Source organism: Nocardia sp. NBC_01388 (assembly GCF_045040085.1).
Taxonomy (GTDB): Bacteria; Actinomycetota; Actinomycetes; order Mycobacteriales; family Mycobacteriaceae; genus Nocardia.
In genome coordinates, this window is record NZ_CP109553.1 from 7,057,802 (window position 1) to 7,077,577 (window position 19,776).

Here is a 19,776-nt window from a genome sequence, read left to right on the forward strand (position 1 = left end):
CCGCGCGGCCGGTGCGATATCGGAAGCCCGGTATCGCACCGGCCGCCCCTCATCGGCGGCAATTCCTGTCGACCCTCACGGCAAGGGTCATCTGACGGTTCTGCTCACCCGAGCTCTGGTTCGCGCCCACCTCGTCCACACGAATCACCCCGAACAAGTAGAACTCCAAGTTCGCGGCCCGCCCCGTTCTGGACCGAGTGGAGCGGGGGAGCGAAGCGGAGGAGCGGAGGGAGGGAAGAACGGGGTAACAGGGCCGCGAACCCGCCGCAGCGAAGCGGAGGCCGAAAATACAGCACCCGCCGCAGCGAAGCGGAGCCGAAAATACAGCACCCGCCGCAGCGAAGCGGAGCCGAAAATGCAGCTACTTCAGGCCCTTGGCCCAGTCGTAGGTGGTCAGGTACGGGTCCGGCTGGATCGGCTTGCCGGAATCCCACACGGTGTAAATCAGGCCGTCCGGATGGATTTCACCGATGCGGGCGGTCTTGGTGATGTGGTGGTTGTCGCCGTCGATGGTGACGGTGCCCTCCGGGGCGTCGAAGGTGACGCCATTGGCGGCGGCCTGAATGTCGGCCACTGCGAACGACTTCGCCTTCTCGACGGTGTTCTTCCACAGGTAGACCGAGGTGTAGGCGGCTTCCATCGGGTCGGAGGTGGGCTTGTTGGCGCCGTAGGCGGCCTTGTACGCGGTGACGAACGCCTTGTTGGCCGGGCTGTCGACGGTCTGGTAGTAGTTCCAGGCGGTCAGCTGGCCGGTGATGTTCTGCGCACCGATGCCCGCGACCTCCTCCTCGGCGATGGAGACCGAAACCACCGGCATCTCAGCGGCTTTCAGGCCCGCGTTGGAGTACTCGCGAAAGAACGCCACATTGGAGTCGCCGTTCAGGGTGTTGAACACCGCACCGGCATGCGAGTTGCGAACCTTGTTGACGATGGTGGAGAAGTCGGTCGAGCCGAGCGGCGCGTAGTCCTCGCCCTTGATCTCGATGCCGTTGGCCTTGGCGTACGCCTTGATCTCCCGGTTGGCGGTCTGCGGGAACACGTAGTCCGAGCCGACCAGGTAGAGGGAGGTGATGCCCTTCTGCTTCAGGTAGTCCAGCGCCGGCACGATCTGCTGGTTGGTGGTCGCGCCGGTGTAGAAGATGTTCTTGCTGTCCTCCAGGCCCTCGTACTGGACGGGGTAGTAGAGCAGCGAGTTCAGCGATTCGAACTTGGGCTTCATGGCCTTGCGGCTGGAGGAGGTCCAGCCACCGAAAACCGCTGCGACGCAGTCGGAGCTGATCAGCTTCTCGGCCTTCTCCGCGAAGGTCTTCGGGTCGGACGCACCGTCCTCGAGCACCACCTCGAGCTTCTTGCCCATGACGCCGCCGGACGCGTTGATCTGGTCCACCGCCAACTTGGTCGCATTCGCGACGGTGACCTCGCTGATGGCCATGGTGCCGGTCAGTGAGTGCAGCGAACCGATCTTGATGGTGTCCTTCGAGGTGTCGACACAGGACTTGGCGTTGGAGCCCGACGCGGTGTTGTCGTCGCGCGAACCGCAGCCCGAGACGAGCGCTACGGACAGCACCAGGGCGGTCGGGATGGTGATTGCTCTGACCAGGCGCGCAGTTCGCTGTCGGCGGTGGGAATCTTGCATGGGGCGGACCCTTCTCACTTCACGGGGTTCGGCATCAGCCGGTTACCAGCACAGCGACGCCACGTGCGCCGCTTGCGAATACCGCCGCGTATACAACGGCTGTATTCGTGGTGCGAACGGTAAACGGGAAGTGTTGCGCCGGAATGACTCTCGGTGACGGTCCGATTGCTGATGTTTCCGTGGAGTGAATTTCCGCTCACCGCAAGAACTTCCGGTTCGGGTGCGGCGGCTATAACAGCAGGTGAGAATGGGTGACAAGGCCCGATTCGGTGTCAATGGGTGCTGGCGCCGGAACGAATCGGACTGTGAGATGTCCTACCCGGAAGTAACTTTCCGGATGCTGCGGTTACTGGATCACGTAGGGGGAGATAGAGCTGCGGTGCTCGCTGATGTCGAGGGATTTGCCGAGTGGGGGGAAGGCGCGCTGGGGACAGTTGGAGCGTTCGCAGACTCGGCAGCCGGCGCCGATGGGAGTTGCCTTGGGCTCGTTGAGATCCAGGCCGTCGGCATAGACGACGCGACCGGCGTGGCGGAGTTCGCAGCCGAGGCCGATGGCGAATACCTTGCTCGGTTCGCCGTAGCGGGTGGCGCGGCGTTCCACGGTTCTGGCCACCCACAGATACTTTCGGCCGTCGGGCATCTGGGCGATCTGGGTCATGATCTTCGCGGGGTAGGCGAAGGTCTCGTAGACGTTCCACAGCGGGCAGGTGCCGCCGCTGGAGGAGAAGTGGAATCCGGTGGCGGACTGGCGTTTCGACATATTGCCGGCGCGGTCCACTCGGACGAAGGAGAACGGGACGCCACGCAGCCGGGGGCGCTGCAGGGTGGAGAGGCGGTGGCAGATGGTCTCGTAGCTCTGGGTGAAGAAGGCCGACAGGCGTTCGATGTCGTAGCGGAAGTCTTCGGCCATCTCGTGGAAATGCGTGTACGGCAGCACCGTGGCCGCCGCGAAATAGTTCGCCAGGCCGAGTTTCGCCAGTACCCGTGATTCGGGACTGGAGAAGTTGCCCTCCTCGACCAGCTTTTCGATGAGATCCCCGCACTCCAGATAGGCGAGTTCCGCGGCGAGTTTGAATACCCGCTGCCCGCCGGAGAGATGCGGCGCGATTTCCAGGCGGCGCTGTTCGGGGTCGTATCTGTGCAGTACGCCGTCGTGCAGGTCGATGCGTTCCACGATCTGCACTCCGTGCGCGGTGGTGAGGCGGCGCGCGATCTCCCGTTTCAGATCGCCGCCGTGGAAACGCATGCGGTTCGCGAGTTCCTCGGCCGCGGTATCCAATTCGTGAATGTAGTTCTGCCGCTGATAGAAGTAGTCGCGCACTTCCTCGTGCGGTTTGGAGATGGCGCCGGACCCGCTGCCGTCGGCGAAGCGGTCCTCGGTGGCGGCAGCCAGCTGCGCGGTCGTATTGCGATAGCGGCGGTGCATATTCACCATGGCACGCGCCAAAGCCGGGTGCGCGGAGACCATTTCGGCGATTTCCTGGGCATCGGCCTCGATGCTGAGCTCCTGGTCCATCACCACCTCTTGCAGTTCGGCAATGAGGCGGGTGTCGTCCTGGGAGGAGAAGAATCCGGCGTCCACCCCGAAGACCTCGCTGATACGCAGCAGGACCGGTACGGTGAGCGGGCGAACGTCGTGTTCGATCTGGTTGAGGTAGCTGGCCGAAATCTCCAGCTTCTTGGCGAGGGAGACCTGGCTCAGCCCGCGTTCGGTGCGCAATTGCCGCAGGCGCGCGCCGACGAAAGTCTTGGCCATGTGCCCAGTTTATGGGCGGTTTCGCAGGCCTGCCAACCCGGAATTAGCAACTCTGCTGAGTGCTGCGTCACAGCGGGCGCGGCGCGAAGGTCCCAGATCTGTCATACCCCGGCGCTACCGTCGTTCGGTGCTCTTGTCGCAGGTGGTTCAGGCGTCACAGGCCGTGCGCGCGACGTCCTCGCGCAAGACCAAGATAAATACGCTGGCGCGATTGCTGGGCGCGGCCGATCCGCTGGAATTGGCCCAGGTCGTGGCCTGGGTTTCGGGGGAATTGCCGCAGGGGCGAATAGGCACCGGGTGGCGGACGCTGACCTCGATGGAAACCGACCCTGCCGAGCTGCAGACGCTGACCGTGCAGCAGGTGGATCAGGTCTTCACCGAATTGTCGGAGGTCGCGGGCAGCGGGTCGACCGCCCGGCGCAAGCAGTTGCTGGCGCAGATGTTCACCGTCGCCACCGCAGCCGAGCAGGAATTCCTGATCCGCCTGCTGACCGGGGAGATGCGGCAGGGCGCGCTCACCGCCGTCGTGGCGGAGGCGGTCGCCATGGCCTTCGAGGTGCCGATCGAACTCGTGCGGCGGGCGCACATGCTGTCGGGGCGCCTGCCCGTGACGGCGCTGGCGGCCCGGACCGGCGGAGCGGAGGCGCTGGCCGCCTTCCGGCTGGAGGTCGGGCGGCCGATTCAGCCCATGCTCGCCTCGCCCGGGGCCGCGCTCGATGAGGCGCTGAGCGAATTCGACCGTGCGGTGAGCGTCGAACACAAGATGGACGGTGCGCGCATCCAGGTGCACCGGGACGGTGACCGAGTGTGGGTGTTCACCCGCACGCTGCGCGATATCACCGGCAGCGTTCCCGAATTGGTCAGCCTGGTAAGGGAACTCGACTGCACCAGTGTGGTGCTGGACGGGGAGACCCTGGCGCTCGACGACTCCGGCCGGCCCCGGCCCTTCCAGGAGACCATGAGCCGATTCGGGGCCGCCACCGCGCAGGAGCTGCTGTTGCACCCGTACTTCTTCGACTGCCTGCATCTGGACGGTGTGGACCTGCTCGACGCCCCGCTGCGGGAGCGCCGCCTCGCGCTCACGAAAGTGGCTTGCGGACTGAGCATTCCGGCTCTCATCGCCCCCGATGCCGAGGCCGCCGCCGAATACTTCGACGGCGCCCTGGCGGCCGGTCACGAGGGCATCATGATCAAATCCCTGGACGCGCCCTACGCGGCCGGTCGGCGCGGCCGCGCCTGGCAGAAGATCAAACCCACGCACACCCTGGACCTCATCGTCCTCGGCGCGGAATGGGGCTACGGCCGCCGCACCGGGTACCTGTCGAATCTGCATCTGGGAGCCCTGGATCCGGACGGCGGTGAGCCCATCATGGTCGGCAAGACCTTCAAGGGCCTCACCGATGCGCTACTGCACTGGCAGACCGCCGAATTCCCCCGGCACGAGCGCCGCCAGGACGGCAATACCGTGTACCTGCGCCCGGAACTGGTCGTCGAGATCGCCATCGATGGCGTCCAGGTCAGCCCCCGCTATCCCGGCGGCATCGCCCTGCGCTTCGCCCGCGTGGTCCGCTACCGCCCGGACAAGGAACCGCACCAGGCCGACACCATCACCACCCTGCGCGCCCTGCTCCCGGAAACCGCCACCACCCCAACACTTCCCACCGACCGCCAGCCGTCCCTTCCGCACGACGGAACCGCCCAGAACGACATCCGCCCCGAGGTCGTGGCCCGCCCGGTTCTGGACTGAGTGGAGCGGGGGAGCGAAGCGGAGGAGTGGGGGGAGGGAAGAACCGGGTAACAGGGCCACGGCCCGCCCGGAGCGAAGCGGAGGGCAAATCAAACAGGGTCGTGGCCCGCCCGGTTCTGGACTGAGTGGAGCGGGGGAGCGAAGCGGAGGAGTGGAGGGAGGGAAGAACCGGGTAACAGGGCCACGACCCGCCCGGAGCGAAGCGGAGGGCAAATCAAACAGGGTCACGGCCCGCCCGGAGCGAAGCGGAGGGCAAATTAGACACAGCGGATTCACAGGTGGATAGACAGGGTCCTCCGAGGTTGGGGGTGCAGGATTCATTTTGTTGATAGCTCGGGCCTGGTTGTTGTCAGGTGACGGGGAGTGGACACTGCCTCCGCATCTCCCATGTGGGTTCTGCTCTCCGTGTGCCGGGCCGGGGCTTTCAACGGTGGGTTGCGCATGATCCACCTGTGCTGTCGGCGGCGTCCCGACCCCTCGCCGGGCGCCGCCGACGTACGTCCGCGGCATTCCGCCGCGATCAGTACTCGTATTCGCGATTGCCCGTCAGGTTGGGCAGGCGCCGGCGGCCCGCGGCCAATTCGGTCGCCAGATGCTCGTAGGCGATGGAGAGCTCGGTGAGCCGCAGCGCCGCGTCATTGATCGCATCGTCCGGCGAGCTGGCCAGCGTCACATAGGCCAGGGCCGAGAATTGCGCCAGGCGATCCACCACCGTGCCGACGGTTTCGGTATGCAACTGGGCATCACGGTCGGCCTTGGGGAGTTCGGCCGCCACCCAGCGGTCGATATCGAGCACCAGGTGCGCCCGTTCCTGATCGATGCGCCCGGTCGCCGCCGCGGTCAGTCGTCGCTCGTGCAGATCCGCCAGCAGCCCGGCGCAGCGCAGCACCGGATGGTCTTCGGGGGGCAGGCCGCGGCAGGCCTGCAGCAGCAGATGTTTCGGGGGGAGCAGGGGCACGGCCGCCATAGTGCTACGCGAATATCTCCGATTGGCAACAACATTCGCCGGACCTGCGGTGCAACCCCGTGCCGGAGCGGTGATTACCGGCCGGATCCGAGTTGGTCCAGGACCCACCGGCCGACGGCGGCATCGAGGGGCAGGTGCTGATGTGCGACGCTGCCGGGTCGCAGATCCTGCACGAATTGGTTTGTCACGCCGGGCTCGTCGATGAACGAGGCCGGGCCCGCCGGAGTGACCGTGGTGTCGTCGCGGGTGGCCAGGACCGCGTAGTGCACGCCCGGCTGGGCGATCGGGCCGTCATCGAGGGTGTTCATGAAGGTCGAGCCCACCTCCAGATCGGCGCAGGCCGCGCAGAACGCGGGCAGTATCTCGCTGTCCACGGCGCTGCGCACCGCGGGCGCCTGATCCACGAGACCGACCAGGCCCGACAGGGTGGTGCCGTGTGTACCGGGGGCCAGCAGGAGTTCGGTGTGCACGTGCCGCGCCTGCCCGAGATTCTTGGCGTAGTACTCGGCGATGGTGCCGCCCTGGGAGTGCCCGACGATATCGACGCGGGCCGCACCGGTCCGGGCCAGCACCCCGTCGATATAGGTCGCTACCTCGACGGCGGCGCGGGCGATGGGTGCGATGCCGCCGTAGGGCAGGGATGAGCTGTCCTGCCCGTAGCTGGGCGCGAAGACACAGTATCCGGCCGCGGTCAGGTTGGGCGCCAGCACATTCCAGGCGCTCGCATCGTCCATGGTGCCGTGCAGCAGCACGACCGGGTACGGATGGTCGGCGGTGGGGCGGCAGGTTCCGGCCGGATCGGCGGGCCCGGCGGTCGCGGGTGTGGCGGCCATACCGGTGAGGACGGCTGTCGCGACCGCTGCCGCCAGGGCTGTGCCCGAGATTCGGACCATTGCCCTCTCCTATCATGAATTGTTTTGTGTTGCGCCAGTTCTCGGCATTCAGCCAGCCGGGTTACCCACGGCGCGAACCTGATCGACGAATACCGGATAAGGGTTGCCCTTGGTGCCGGCCCACAGCTGCTGCGCCATGATGGGCAATCTCGCCCGGACCGGATCGACCATCTGCTGTTCGGTCATGGCATTCGGATCGTCGGCCCAGACGAACAACTTCGAACCCAGCAATCGATCGCGCTGATCGGCCCGCAATCGGGTGCCGTTGACAAAAAGTGCGGGGTCCCAGGCGTAGAGCAGTTCCGGCGGTGAGTTCAGTGCGGCGGCGGTACCGCCGGTGGCCCAATAGGTGGGGGTGAAACTCGCATTGCTGAGCGTGAAGCCTTGGTCGGCAAGGGATTCGGGGCCGTTCTGAGTGCCGATCCAGGGGATCAATCCGTTTCCCCCCGTCCAATAGTCGACGATGATCGATCGGTCGACCGGTATGCGTCCGCCGGCCGGAATGCCGTCGTTCCACATGCGGGGAGTCTTACCGTAGGACCGGATGATGCCCGCCGCCCGGTTCACGGTGTCCGCGACCAGATCCTGACCGGTGAACTGCGGGCCGAGCGTGGTGTGAGCGTAGTCGGTGAGCTGTGGAAAGCGGCTGTAATCGCTGACGTACTCATCGCCGCCGAGGTGGAAATAGCGGCCGGGGAACAAGGGCACGAATTCTCGCAGCAGATCTTCGATGAGCGGCCGGGCGGCCGGATTCGACAGATCGATGCGGCCCTGCGCGGTGCCCGCGAGCAGACTGTCGGTGGCGGCATCGACCGGACTCGTGGTGGCCGGGTGCAGGATCAGGTCCGGATGCGATTCCAGAATGCCGTTCATATGGCCCGGAAATCCGATCTCGGGCATCACCTCGATGCCGTAATCGGCGGCGTAGGAGATTATTTCGGACATTTCAGCTCGGCTGTAATGCTGCGGCGAGGTGATCTCCGGATGCGAGATGCTCGCCAGCCGGAATCCGTAACTATCCGAAAGATGCAGCTGGATGAGATTCATCCGGTAGTAGGCCATCTCGCGGATGCGCTGCTTGATCCAGTCGACGGTGAGGAATTTGCGTCCGAGATCGAGCAGCAGGCCGCGCTCGCCGTAGTCGGGCCAGTCCGTCACGGTTCCGAACGGCAATACCGTGCTCTGCGAGAACCATTGCAGCAGTGTCTGTGTGGCGTGAATCGCGCCCTCGGTGGTGCGGGCGGTAACGGTAACGGTGTCGCCGATATCGATGCGGTACGACTCCGGCTGCGGCGGGCCGGAATCGTCGATGCGCAGTGTCACCGCACCTGGACCCGCCGCGCCGCCGCCCGGGGTCGCGACGTGACCGGCGCGAGTCAGATCACCGGCCAATCGGGTGGCGATCGGCGCGGCCTCGCCGGAGGCCACGATGTGCGCGCCGCTCGCGAGATCGAAATATCCTGAGCCAGGCGTGAATTCGTGCACGCTCGGCACCGTCACCGGCAGGACGGGCACGATATCGGCCCGTCCCGCCGGTGCGGGCAGGGTGAGACTTCCGGTGCAGAACGCGGCCGCCCCCAGTACGGCCGCAATCGTCAACGGCAGCCGGCTCACGAGGCGCGCACCGGCAGTTCCGCCATGGACGGCGCGGAGAAGACGACCTGACTGCCCATCGGGGTCGAACTCTCGAACGGGATCGGGTCCTGGGTGGTGACGGTGAGCGTCAGGCGGTGGCCCGGTGCGAGATTCCAATAGGTCGGTGCGAGATCCCACCGCACCGTGTTCGGAGCGCCCGCGGCGAGACCGTGCCGGGTGATCGGCCAGTAGCTGATCGTCTTGCCACTACCGTCGGGGCCCTCGTCGTAGAGGATCCCGATCATGGTCAGATCCGAAGTCGACGGTGCGACAGTGAGATCGAGGTGCACGCTGCCGGAGACGACGCCGCCGTTCGCAAACGGCTCGGTGCGCCAGACGCCCGCGTCATCGCGGTCGACACTGCTGATCGGGATGGCCGGAGCCAGTCCCAGCTGTGCCAGGGAACCGGTGACGTAGGGAACCGCCGCGATGGCGGTTGTCGGTCCGGAAGTCAGTGGCTGACTCCAGGATTCGTTGGTATCCCCGCCCAGCACCCCGGCCGCGGGGGCCGAGAGCGGGAAGTCGCGGAGCGGGGCCCGCGCATCGGCGACCGAGTCGAAGTGCACCAGCGCCTGGGGATCGGGCAGCAGGCTGACGGTATCGGCAGCCTGGATATTCACCGCCGGCTCCCGGTCGATGCCATTGTCTGTGCCGTTGACGTAGTGGTCCAGCCACCGAATTCCAGCGTCCCAGTACGAATTCGGCAGCCCGACGATCTGGCCCGCGCCGCCGGCGGTCGAATGGTCGCCGGGCGCCAGATACAGCATCCTCGGCCCGGTGAGCTGATCGAACAGGGAGTACACGGGGCCGACGGGCAGCAGGCTGTCCTGCCAGTCGTGGGCCAGGAAGACTGCCGTGCCATTGGCATTGAGCTTCGGTATGGCGTCGGCCAGCACATGCCGCGAAGCCAGCGAATCGAAGGCGACGCCGTTGCCGCGCACGATCGCGTCGAGGCCGCGCCGCACGAGCTCCGGACCGAACCGGTTGGTCGCGACCCCGGCCAGTGCGAGGGCGACCGGGCCGCCGGTCTTCGGGGTGCCGTTCGGTGCGAGCGCATCGGCCAGATCACCGGGCGGGGAGTCGGCGACAATGGCCTTGATGCGTGAATCATGCGCTGCCGCAAGCACGCTCAGCCCCGCACCGTACGAGCCGCCCGCGACCGCGATGCGCTCCGGGTCCACATTGAGATTGGCGACGGCCCAGTCGATGATCGCCGACGCGTCCTCGGCATCCTTCTCGCCGAACAGGTCCACATCGCCACCGGAGAGGTACATGCCGCGCGCGGTGTATTCGATGGAGACGAAACCGTCCGCGGCGGAAAGCCTGTAGGCCGATCCGAGGCTGCCCATCGCGGGCACTCCCCATCCCGACGGCTGCAATACCAGCGCGTTCCGGTGCGCGGCGAGGTCCGGCGGCGCGGTGATCACGGCATTCATCGGCACCCCGTCCGCGCCCGGGATGAAAAGCGTGGTGATCTGCCCGCCCGGGATGGGCACAGCGGAGGCGGGCGTGAGGGACAGGGTGGCGCCCGCCGCGAACAGCGCGGTCGCGGCGAGTGCGCGGAGAAGCCGATTGCTCATGATCGCGTCCCCCTCAGTGCAGATTCACGATGAGCTGGCCCAAATTCTGCAACAGCGACACCGGCGACATGAGCAGGTAGCCGAGGATCGTGCCGAGGAGATCGGGTGCGGGAAGTTCATGCATGAGGTGTCCTCTGCGGCCGGAATCGATTCACCGAGAGTAATTGAGCGTTTATGCTCTGTCTATACGGAAACCGATCATTAACAATCACAAACATTGGGTTGATCCCTGTGCCTCCTCATGTCAGGAGCCATGTCAGGTCTGCGTCAGGCCCGTATCAGGCGGGCTGGCGAAGGTATTCCCATGACAAGTTCAGCGATCGCGGCCTCCGGGTTGCGAAAGACGTACGGGGACAAAACAGTTCTCGATGGCATTGACCTCAATATCGGCACCGGCACGATCTTCTCGCTGCTCGGCCCGAACGGTGCGGGGAAGACGACGGCGGTCAATGTGCTGACCACACTGCTGACCGCCGACGGCGGCACGGCGAGTGTGGCCGGGCACGATATCGCCACCGAACCCAAGGCGGTTCGCAAGGCGATCGGCGTCACCGGGCAGTTCGCGGCGGTGGACGACCTGCTGACCGGCGAGGAGAACCTGCGATTGATGGCGGATCTGCATCGCCTGCGGGGCAGCGAGAGCAAGCGGGTGGTCGCCGGCCTGCTGGAGCGATTCGATCTGGTGGAATCGGCGCGCAAGCACGCGTCGACGTACTCCGGAGGTATGCGCCGGAAGCTGGATCTGGCGATGACGCTGGTCACCAGGCCGGAGATCATCTTCCTGGACGAGCCGACCACCGGACTGGATCCGCGCAGCCGGCGCACCATGTGGGACATCGTGCGGGATCTGACGGCCGACGGTGTGACCGTCTTCCTCACCACCCAGTACCTCGAGGAAGCCGATCAGCTGGCCGACCGGGTCGCCGTGCTCGATCAGGGGCGCATTGTCGCCGAGGGCGCGCCCGCCGAGCTCAAGCGCCAGATACCGGGCAGCCACATCCAGGTCACCTTCACCGCTGTCGCGGAAATGGATGCGGCGGAACGGATTCTGCCCGGTTCCACCCGCGACGACGAGGCGCTGGCCCTGCGGATTCCCGGCGACGGGAGCACCAAATCGCTGCGCGAGCTGCTGAATCGGCTCGCCGACCACTCGATCGAGACCGCGGACGTCTCGATCCACACCCCCGATCTCGACGACGTTTTCTTTGCCCTGACCGGACACGCGACCACGGAGGCCGACGCATCATGAGCACCCTTTCCGCACCACTGGCAGACGCGTCGATCATGTTGCGGCGCAACTTCAAACACACCGCACGCACGCCCGTCACGATCTTCAACGCGGCCCTGATGCCGATCATGATGTTGCTGATCTTCGTCTACGTCTTCGGCAATGCCTTCAATGTCGGCGAGAAGTACATCAACTACGCCCTGCCGGGCATGATCCTGCTGGCCATCAGCTACGGACTGTCCTCGACCGCCGTATCGGTGAACTCCGATATGACCAAGGGCATCATCAACCGGTTCAAGGTCATGGACGTCTCTCGCGGCGCGGTGCTGACCGGCCACGTGGTGGCCACCATGCTGACCATCGCGATCTCCACCGCGGCCGTCATCGGCGTCGGCTTCGCACTGGGATTCCGTTCTGCGGCAAGCCCGCTGGAATGGCTCGGCGCGATCGGAGTCATCGCGGCGACGGCCTTCGCCACCGCCTGGCTCACCGTCGCACTGGGCATGGCCGCGAAGACTCCGGAATCCGCGGGCATGACCACCGTGCCGCTGATCATGCTGCCCTTCGTGAGCAGTGCGGTCGTGCCGGCGCACCAGATGGGCCAGGGTATCCGGCAATTCGCGGAGTACCAGCCCTTCACGCCGATCATCGAATCGCTGCGCGGCCTGCTCACCGGCAACCCGTCGGGCGGCTACACGGCGGCCGCGCTGGCCTGGTGCGCCGGTATCGCCCTGGTCGGATACCTGTGGTCCCGTGCCACATTCAGCAGGCGAGCGTAGTTTCGATCAGCTCATGCCAGCTGGTCTGCGCACCCTCCCGCATCGCCTCGGCGAACTTCGGTTCGCCGAGGCTTTCGCGCGTGGCCTGTTCGATGCGGGCCGCATCCGGATGCGACCGATCCGGCAGACCGCGCACCGTCGTACTCGCCGCGAGCAGCCGCGCGGCCTGCTCGTACTGTTCCCCGCGCAGCGCCTGGTCCGCGATTCCGATGAGCACCTGCGCGATCAGGGGTGCGTACCCCGTCTCGGACGCCGCCCGGAATGCTGTGACGCGGTGCTCGCGGGCATCCTCGAGGCTGTCGACGACATAGCCGAGCAGATCGTGGGTCACCGCCCGGATATTGGTCGACTCGGTATCCAATGTGACTGTCGCGACGTCGATTTGGCGGTAGACCTGATCGGTGTCGCCGCTCCAGCGAGCCAGCTCCGCCTGCGCCAGGGCCAGCTCGGCCAGTGCGTTCGGCCAGGCGCAGCGCTGCGCGCACCGCTGCGCCTCGGCCATGGCGGCCGCGCTCGCCTCGGCATCATCGAGCAGCCAGTACAGCTGCGCCTGCCGCGCCCGCAGCTGCACCACGTCCTCGAGCGCGCCGGCCTCGGTGACCACCGCGATCGCCTGGTCGAAATGTTCGATCGCACTGCGGAATTCGCCGCGCATGGCGATGCGATTCGCCACCTCGGTCAGCGCGAACGACATACCCCAGCGCTCGCCGATCGCCCGGAATTCCGCGAGCGCCTGCTCCAGATACGCATCCACATCCTGCGTATCCCGGCCGAGCACGATCCGCATCTTGCCCATCTGCAACCGGGCCAGTGCGCGTACCCACGGGTCCTCATCGGTGAGCAGCGGTTCGAACGCGGTCAGAAACGCATCCGGCCCCTGCAGCATGCGCTCCAGCGCGCCGACGAATCCGAGCAGCGGGTTGCGGATCTGGGAGTCCCGGCTGTAGTGGTGCGCCCGATGTATCCAATCCTCCACTTGGAACTCGTCATTCCGCCCGGCGGACACGAAATGCACGACCAGCGTGTACACCATGGCCCGGGTGTCGTCGTCCACCTCGCCGGGCGCCTCGGCGGCCGCGATGATGAGCTCCATGCCCTCGGCCTTGTGCCCGCCGAGCCACCAGTACCAGCCGGCGGCCGCCGCGAGCCGCATGGCCCCGGTCGCATCGCCGGCCGCGAGCGCGGCGCGCAGGGCGGCGGCGATATTGTCGTGGTCGGCCGCGAGGGTGGCGAGCCACTCCAGCTGCTCGGCGCGGCGCAGATGCGGATCGGCGGTGGCGGCGAGCTCGGTGAAGTACGCGAGATGCGCCCGGCGCGCGGACTCCGATTCCCCTGCCTCCGTGAGCCGTTCCCGGGCGTACTCCTTGATCGTCTCGAGCATCCGGTAGCGCGGTGCGCTGTCGCCCGCCGCGGGCCCTGCGCTGCTCGCCACGGTGCGCAGCAGCGATTTCTCGGTCAGCGTGGTCAGCAGCTCGAGCACCTCCCACTGCTCGACCGCACCGCTGGCGACTGCTTGCAGGTCGCTTGAATTGGCACTGTTGGCGATTGCTTGCAGGTCGCTTGAATTGGCACTGTTGGCGATTGCTTGCAGGTCGCTTGAATTGGCACTGTTGGCGATTGCTTGCAGGTCGCTTGAATTGGCACTGTTGGCGATTGCTTGCAGGTCGCTTGAATTGGCACTGTTGGCGATTGCTTGCAGGTGACTTGAATTGGCACTGTTGGCGATTGCTTGCAGGTCGCTTGAATTGGCACTGTTGGCGATTGCTTGCAGGTCGCTTGAATTGGCACTGTTGGCGACTGCTTGCAGGTCGCTCGAATTGGCACCGCTGGCGTCTCCTCGCGGGTCGCTCCACAGGGCATCCCCGGCGCAGACCTGCTCGGCGGCGTCCAGGCTCGCGCCGCCGGCGAACACCGAAAGTCGGCGCAGCACAGTGCGTTCGGCGTCGGTGAGCAACTCCCAGCTCCAGTCGACCACCGCGCGCAGCGTCCGGTGCTGCGGTATCGCGGTACGACTGCCGCCGGTGAGCAGACGGAATCGATCGTCGAGGCGGTTGGCGAGCTGATCGAGGGACATGGTGCGCAATCTGGCCGCGGCCAGTTCGATGGCCAGCGGTATCCCGTCGAGCGCGCGGCAGATGCGCGCCATATTCGAGAGTGCGTGGGCGTCCGCTGCCAGCGACTGGCTCACCGCGCCGGCGCGGTCCTGGAGGAGCTGAACAGCGGGGGAGGACTCGATATCGGCGGGAGCCGCGTCCGCGGCCGGTAGCGCCAGCGGCTCGACCTGCCACAGCGCCTCACCCGTAATGCCGAGCGGCTCCCGGCTCGTCGCGAGAATCCGCAGTTGCCGGCACTCGCCGAGCAACCGGTGGGCGAATTTCGCCGCCGCCTCGATCACATGCTCACAGTTGTCCAGAATCAACAGCGCTTCGCGCTCGCGGAACGCGGCGATGAGCCGGTCCATCGGTTCCGCGTCCGGTGCGCCGCCGAGCAGCGCCTCGCGGAGTCCGAGCGCGGCCAGCGTCGCCTGGGCCACATCACCGCTCGCGCCGATGGGCGCGAGTTCCACCAGCCAGGCCCCGTCCGGCAGTTCGCCGAGCAGGGTCTGCGCGGTTTCCACGGCCAGCCTGGTCTTACCGGAGCCCCCGGGCCCGCTCAAGGTGGTGAGCCGGTGCTCCGCAACAAGTTCGGCCACCGCGGCGACATCGGCGGACTTGCCGACGAAGGTGGTCAGCTCGGCCCGCAGGTTGGTCTTGCGGACTTCCTCGGTCGCCGGAGTCGGCTCCGGTGCGTCCAATTCGCCGCGCAGTAGCGCGACGTGCAGTGCGGACAACTCCGGCGAGGGGTCCACGCCCAGCTCGTCGGCGAGCGCTTCCCGCGCCCGCTGGTACACCTGCAGTGCCTCGGTGCCACGGCCCGCGGCGCCGAGGGCACGCATGAGCGCGGCGGCGAGTCGTTCCCGCACCGGATGCCGGGCCACCGATTCGGTCAGCTCCGCGACCAGTTCCGCACCCCGGCCGAGGCGGATCTCCACCTCGTAGCGATCCTCCAGCGCGGCGAGATGCAGCCCCTCGAGCCGGGTGACGACGGCGTCGAAGGCCTCGCTGTCCCGCAGGCCGACGTCCTGCATCACGGTGCCGCGCCACAGTTCGAGGGCCTCCCGCAGCAGCTGGGCGCGGCGCGGGTCCGCGCTGCCGCGGGCCTGGTCGAGCAGCTCTTCGAACCGCACGGCATCGACCGCGTGCGGTTCCACGGTCAGCCGGTATCCGCCCGCCTGCACCTCGATCGAACCGTCCGGCAGCACCCGTCGCAGCCGGGAGACCAAGGCCTGCAGCGCATTCGCCGCATCGGCGGGCGGCTGCTCACCCCAGATCCAATCGACCAGCTTCGCTTTCGAGACGGCACGCCCGGGTTCGAGGCCGAGTGCGATCAACAGCGCACGCAGCCGGGCGCCCGGCACCTCTATCGCACCGCCGTCATCCGCCCGAATAACCAGCGGTCCAAGCATCCCGATCTGCACCCGGCTCATCTTGCCGTGCACGATCGCCGGGCCGCCAGCCTGCCCCGTGCCCGGATTGTCGGCTCTCCCACGGCAACCGGTCAGCAATCGGTGTGGAATCGGAGTGCACCGATTCGCTCGGCGGCCCCGGGCATCCGGCTCACACCAGATCGACTCGCACACCGGCGGCGCGCAGCCCGGCGACGGTCTCCGGATCGGCGTCGGAATCGGTGACCAGGACGTGGATCCGCTCGATCGGGCAGATCCGGGCCAGTGCGGTGCGCTGGAGTTTGTCCGAGGTCGCCACCGCGATGACATGCTGTGCGCGGCGGACCATTTCGGCATTCACGCCGGACTCGTCGAGGTGGGTGCACTGCGCACCGCCGTCGACGGAGAGCGCGTTGACGCCGAGAACCAGTGTGTCCAAGCGCAATTCGGCCAGGGAACGCTCGGCGAGCGGGCCGTGCAGTTCGTAGGACTCACGGCGGGCCATACCGCCCAGGCAGATGGTGCGCAGATAGGGGCGCAGGACCAGCTCGGAGGCGATATTCAGCGCATTGGTGACGATGGTGAGCCGCTCGTCCGTGGCGGTGGCCAGGTCGGGGCGGCTCGCCAGCGCGCGGGCCACGGCGGTGGTGGTGGTGCCGCCATTGAGCCCGACCACCGCATGCGTATCGATGAGCCCGGCCGCGTGTTCGGCGATGCGCTGCTTGGCATCGTCGCTGTGCCGGTACCGGGCGGGCAGATCGTAGGCGACCGAGGTCGCCACAATGCCGCCGTGGGTGCGGGTGGCCAACTGCTGGTCGGCCAGCGAGGTGAAATCGCGGCGGACGGTGGCGGCGGAGACGCCCAGTCGTTCGGACGCCTCCTCCACCGAGAGCCGGCCGGATTCGGCCAGCAGCTCGAGCAGCCGGTTCCAGCGGGTGGATCGATCGGCCGCCGCGGTCATTGCACCCTGCCTGTCATTTCACGCTGCCGGCCGTGAGACCGGCGACCAGACGTTTTTCGATGAATGCGAAGAGGATGACGACCGGCACGATACCGACGGTAGAGATGGCGAACACGTATTGCCAAGCCGTGTCGTACTGACCGATGAACTTCGTCAAGGCCACCGACAGCGGCTGGTTCTCCGGCGTGGTCAGGATCACCAGGCTGGCGGCGAATTCGTTCCAGCACGCCACCATGACGAAGATGGTCGCGGTGACGATGCCCGGCCACACCAGCGGCAGGCTCACCCGGCTCAGGATCTGCCACCGGCTGAGTCCGTCCAGCTGTGCGGCCTCCTCGATCTCCACGGGCACCGAGGCGAAGAAGCTGTGCAGAATCCACACCGCGAAGGACAGATTGAAGGCCGCGTTCACCAGGATCATGGCCAGCCAGGTGTCATTGATGCCGAGTGCGAAGAACTCCCGGATCAGACCGGTCACCAGCACGGTCGGCTGCAGCATCTGGGTGATCAGCACCACGCCGAGAAAGGCGGCGCGGCCCGGAAAGCGGCGGCGCGCAGTGTAATACGCGGCCGGAACGGCCACCGCCAGCACCAGCAGGGTCGCGCTCACCGAAATGACGATCGTGCTCACCAGATTGAACGGCAGCGGCGTCTCCGGGGTGTTCCACATGGTGGAGTAGTTGTCCGGATGCCAGACGTGCGGCAGATAGGTGGGCGGAATGCGCAGGATCTCGGCGCGGGATTTGAGCGAGCCGAGCACCATCACCACATAGGGGATCAGGAAGAGCGCGGCGAGCAGTACGCCGACCGCGGTCAGTTCCCAGCGGCGTCGTTTCCGCCGGGGCGCGGGGCGTTTCGCCGCGGCGGCGCTCGCGTCGGGAGTGGGGAGCGTAGTCGTCACGAGTCCACCTGATCGGTCGGGCGGATCACCTTCACGTAGATCGCGATGATCACCACGATCAGCACGAAATTCAGCACGCTCATGGCCGCGGCGGTACCGATCTGCTGGTTCTGCCGAATGAGCTTGAAGGTGAGCGTGGTCGTGGTGTCGGCGGCGAATCCGGCGATGCTGCCGGTCAGGACCTGCAGAATCGGCAATGAATTGAAGGCGTTGATGATGTTGATGATGGCGGCCACCGCCATGGCCGGGCGCAGCTGCGGCAGTACGAGATGGCGGTAGCGCTGCCAGGAATTCGCGCCGTCCATCCGGCCCGCCTCCACCACCTCGGCCGGAATCGCCTGCAGCCCGGCCAGAATCGTATAGGTGGTGAAGGGGATGGAGACGAAGACGCCGACGCCGATCGCCACCAGGAAGGCCTGGGTGGGCTCCTTGGTGAAGCCGAAACCCCGGTCCAGCACGCCGATATCGACCAGGAACCGATTGGCGATGCCGACATCCGGGTCGAGCACGTAGTAGAAGATCGTCGTCGTCATCATCACCGACGCCGCCCACGGCACCAGTACCGCCAGCCGCACCGCCGTCCGTCCCGGGAAGTCCTTGTTGAGGAACTGTGCCAGTCCGGCCGACAGCACCAGCGTGATGAATACGACCCCGATCACCCAGAACGCTGTGTGCCACAGCACCGATCCCAGCTCCGGAATCGCGAACAGCGTGCGGTAGTTCCCGAATCCCGCCGAGCCGCGATCCTGGCCGTAGGGGGACAGATTCCGGGTGCTGGTCCAGAACATGTATCCGGCGGGGAACACGACGATCGCGACCACCAGGATCAGAACCGGGCCGACCCACGGCAGGGCAGCCAGCCCTGCCGTGAATCTGGTTCCGCGCCTGCTCAATTCGCGGCCTGCTGGATCTTCTTCAGCACATCGGCCGGATCGGCGCCCTGGGTGATGGTGCCCAGCTGCTGCTTGATCGCACCCTGTGCCGCCGCCCATTTGGGATTGTTGCTCGGGTAGAACTTGGCGGCCGGCAGGGTGGCGGCGAAGGCCTTGGTCACCGGATCGTCGGCGAGGGCGGTGAGGCCGCTGACGGTGATCGGAATGAAGTGCTCGGACTTCACGAAATTCGTATAGGCGTCCGGCGCGTAGAAGTAGTCGAGCAGCTTCTTGATGGCGGCCTGCTTACTGCCGTCCTTCTTGAAGGCCATCAGATGATCGGCCACACCGAGGGTCACCGGCTGCCCGGACTCGGTCGGCGAGGGCGCGGTCGCGTACTTCAACCCCGGGTTCTTGTCGGCGATCATGCCGATCAGCGGCGGCAGGCCCTCGATCATGCCGATCTTGCCCTGGATGAAGGCATTGAGGACGTCCTTGCGGTCGGTCGCACCCGGATTCGGCTGCGTCACACCGGCATCGGCGAGCGACTTCATGGCGCGCACACCGGTCAGATTCTCCGGGGTGTCGACGGTGACCTTGCCGTCCGCCGACCAATTGCCGCCCGCGCCGAAGGTCCAGATGGAGGTCTCGCCCTGCGTTTCCTCACTGCCCAGCGGCAGGCCGTACCCGGAGACGCCGCCGCCGAGCGCCTCGACCTTCTTGGCCGCATCGGTGAGATCGGCCCAGTTCTTGGGCGGGGTGGTGACGCCGGCGCGGGTCAGCAGGTCGGTGTTGTAGAACAGGGTCCGGGTGGAGGCGAACAGCGGTAGCGCCCACTGGGTTCCGTCCATGGTGGCGTTCTGCTTGAAACCGGGCTGGATATCGGCGAGCACCGAATCGGAGACGATATCCGAGGCCGGATACAGCATCTTGTCGCCCGCGAAGCTGGAGTAGGCGTCGATATTGAGCACGTCCGGCGTGCTGGAGGTCGATTGCAAATCGGTCCGCACCACATCATTGATGGTGTCCCACGACTCCACCTGCAGATTCACCGTGATGTCCGGGTTCTGGTCGTGGAAGCCCTTCAGGATGCCCTCCCACAGCGCCTTGGTGCCGTGCGGGCCGTCGCTGTAGGCGGGAACCAGCAGGTTGAGGTTGTTCGGCCCGTTATTGGAGGAGCTCTTCGAGCCGAAGCCGCAGGAGGAGGTGGCGAGGACGGCTGCCGTGAGCACTGCCACGCCCGCAATGGTCTGGTGGAGGGATCTTTTCACTTGTGGAACCTTTCGATACACGCACCCGGGCGAAACCGAGGATGATGAGGTCGAACGGGTGATTGT

Annotated in this window: 14 protein-coding genes; 3 read left to right on the plus strand and 11 right to left on the minus strand. The window is 66.5% G+C overall.

The genetic code is table 11. From position 1 onward, the window contains the following. Window positions 1–361: 361 nt before the first annotated feature. Both urtA and ramB read right to left on the minus strand, forming a co-directional pair. A complete protein-coding gene (gene urtA / locus OG716_RS33730; protein WP_405134433.1) occupies window positions 362–1,636 on the minus strand; it encodes an urea ABC transporter substrate-binding protein in 1,275 nt (424 codons plus the stop codon). A gap of 346 nt (window positions 1,637–1,982) precedes the next feature. Beyond that, window positions 1,983–3,392, minus strand: coding sequence for an acetate metabolism transcriptional regulator RamB (gene ramB, locus OG716_RS33735; RefSeq protein ID WP_327142533.1), 1,410 nt, complete (start codon window positions 3,390–3,392; stop codon window positions 1,983–1,985). Window positions 3,393–3,519: 127 nt separating this feature from the next. Here ramB and OG716_RS33740 point away from each other — a divergent pair, with 127 nt between their 5' ends. Further along, a complete protein-coding gene (locus OG716_RS33740; RefSeq protein WP_405134434.1) occupies window positions 3,520–5,139 on the plus strand; it encodes an ATP-dependent DNA ligase in 1,620 nt (539 codons plus the stop codon). Window positions 5,140–5,659: 520 nt separating this feature from the next. Here OG716_RS33740 and OG716_RS33745 read toward each other — a convergent pair. From OG716_RS33745 to OG716_RS33760, 4 genes are all read right to left on the minus strand, one after another. Then, a complete protein-coding gene (locus tag OG716_RS33745) occupies window positions 5,660–6,097 on the minus strand; it encodes a DUF4254 domain-containing protein (protein WP_405134435.1) in 438 nt (145 codons plus the stop codon). 83 nt (window positions 6,098–6,180) lie between these two features. Continuing rightward, complete coding sequence (locus OG716_RS33750) at window positions 6,181–6,999, minus strand: esterase/lipase family protein (RefSeq protein WP_405134436.1); 819 nt, start codon at window positions 6,997–6,999, stop codon at window positions 6,181–6,183. A gap of 48 nt (window positions 7,000–7,047) precedes the next feature. After that, window positions 7,048–8,613, minus strand: a complete 1,566-nt coding sequence (locus OG716_RS33755; RefSeq protein ID WP_405134437.1) for a beta-N-acetylhexosaminidase — start codon at window positions 8,611–8,613, stop codon at window positions 7,048–7,050. After that, window positions 8,610–10,214, minus strand: a complete 1,605-nt coding sequence (locus OG716_RS33760; RefSeq protein ID WP_405134438.1) for a CocE/NonD family hydrolase — start codon at window positions 10,212–10,214, stop codon at window positions 8,610–8,612. Before OG716_RS33760 ends, OG716_RS33755 begins: the two co-directional genes overlap by 4 nt. Window positions 10,215–10,518: 304 nt before the next feature. Between OG716_RS33760 and OG716_RS33765 the strand changes: the two genes are divergently transcribed. Next, window positions 10,519–11,463, plus strand: a complete 945-nt coding sequence (locus tag OG716_RS33765; protein ID WP_405134439.1) for an ATP-binding cassette domain-containing protein — start codon at window positions 10,519–10,521, stop codon at window positions 11,461–11,463. After that, window positions 11,460–12,221 (plus strand): ABC transporter permease, encoded by a 762-nt coding sequence (locus OG716_RS33770; protein ID WP_405134440.1) that lies wholly within the window; start codon window positions 11,460–11,462, stop codon window positions 12,219–12,221. Before OG716_RS33765 ends, OG716_RS33770 begins: the two co-directional genes overlap by 4 nt. On the opposite strand, the gene OG716_RS33775 is transcribed toward OG716_RS33770, so the two are convergent. The 5 genes from OG716_RS33775 to OG716_RS33795 all read right to left on the minus strand — a co-directional run bounded on the left by OG716_RS33775 (window position 12,205) and on the right by OG716_RS33795 (window position 19,710). Further along, window positions 12,205–15,747: a BTAD domain-containing putative transcriptional regulator gene (locus OG716_RS33775; protein ID WP_405134441.1), complete on the minus strand. Its 3,543-nt coding sequence runs from the start codon at window positions 15,745–15,747 to the stop codon at window positions 12,205–12,207. The two genes, OG716_RS33770 and OG716_RS33775, sit on opposite strands and share 17 nt — an antisense overlap. Window positions 15,748–15,877: 130 nt before the next feature. Then, the gene (locus OG716_RS33780; RefSeq protein WP_355129067.1) at window positions 15,878–16,666 is read right to left on the minus strand and encodes a DeoR/GlpR family DNA-binding transcription regulator; all 789 of its coding nucleotides are present in this window, start codon (window positions 16,664–16,666) and stop codon (window positions 15,878–15,880) included. A 13-nt stretch (window positions 16,667–16,679) separates the two neighbouring features. Next, entirely contained in the window at window positions 16,680–17,567 is an 888-nt protein-coding gene (locus OG716_RS33785) for a carbohydrate ABC transporter permease (RefSeq protein WP_405134442.1), read from the minus strand. Further along, window positions 17,564–18,460: a carbohydrate ABC transporter permease gene (locus OG716_RS33790; RefSeq protein ID WP_405134443.1), complete on the minus strand. Its 897-nt coding sequence runs from the start codon at window positions 18,458–18,460 to the stop codon at window positions 17,564–17,566. Before OG716_RS33790 ends, OG716_RS33785 begins: the two co-directional genes overlap by 4 nt. Further along, window positions 18,457–19,710 carry an extracellular solute-binding protein gene (locus OG716_RS33795; protein WP_405134444.1) on the minus strand — a complete coding sequence of 418 codons (1,254 nt, stop codon included), beginning with the start codon at window positions 19,708–19,710 and terminating at the stop codon, window positions 18,457–18,459. The genes OG716_RS33790 and OG716_RS33795 overlap by 4 nt, the downstream gene beginning before the upstream one ends. Between the last annotated feature and the right edge of the window lie 66 nt (window positions 19,711–19,776).

What these genes read in the sequence shown, in the direction of transcription:
- OG716_RS33770 (WP_405134440.1), top strand. Translation starts at nt 11,460, where the DNA reads ATGAGCACCCTTTCCGCACCACTGGCAGACGCGTCGATCATGTTGCGG.
- OG716_RS33760 (WP_405134438.1), bottom strand. Translation starts at nt 10,214, where the DNA reads ATGAGCAATCGGCTTCTCCGCGCACTCGCCGCGACCGCGCTGTTCGCG.
- OG716_RS33750 (WP_405134436.1), bottom strand. Translation starts at nt 6,999, where the DNA reads ATGGTCCGAATCTCGGGCACAGCCCTGGCGGCAGCGGTCGCGACAGCC.
- ramB (WP_327142533.1), bottom strand. Translation starts at nt 3,392, where the DNA reads ATGGCCAAGACTTTCGTCGGCGCGCGCCTGCGGCAATTGCGCACCGAA.
- OG716_RS33775 (WP_405134441.1), bottom strand. Translation starts at nt 15,747, where the DNA reads ATGAGCCGGGTGCAGATCGGGATGCTTGGACCGCTGGTTATTCGGGCG.
- OG716_RS33780 (WP_355129067.1), bottom strand. Translation starts at nt 16,666, where the DNA reads ATGACCGCGGCGGCCGATCGATCCACCCGCTGGAACCGGCTGCTCGAG.
- urtA (WP_405134433.1), bottom strand. Translation starts at nt 1,636, where the DNA reads ATGCAAGATTCCCACCGCCGACAGCGAACTGCGCGCCTGGTCAGAGCA.
- OG716_RS33765 (WP_405134439.1), top strand. Translation starts at nt 10,519, where the DNA reads ATGACAAGTTCAGCGATCGCGGCCTCCGGGTTGCGAAAGACGTACGGG.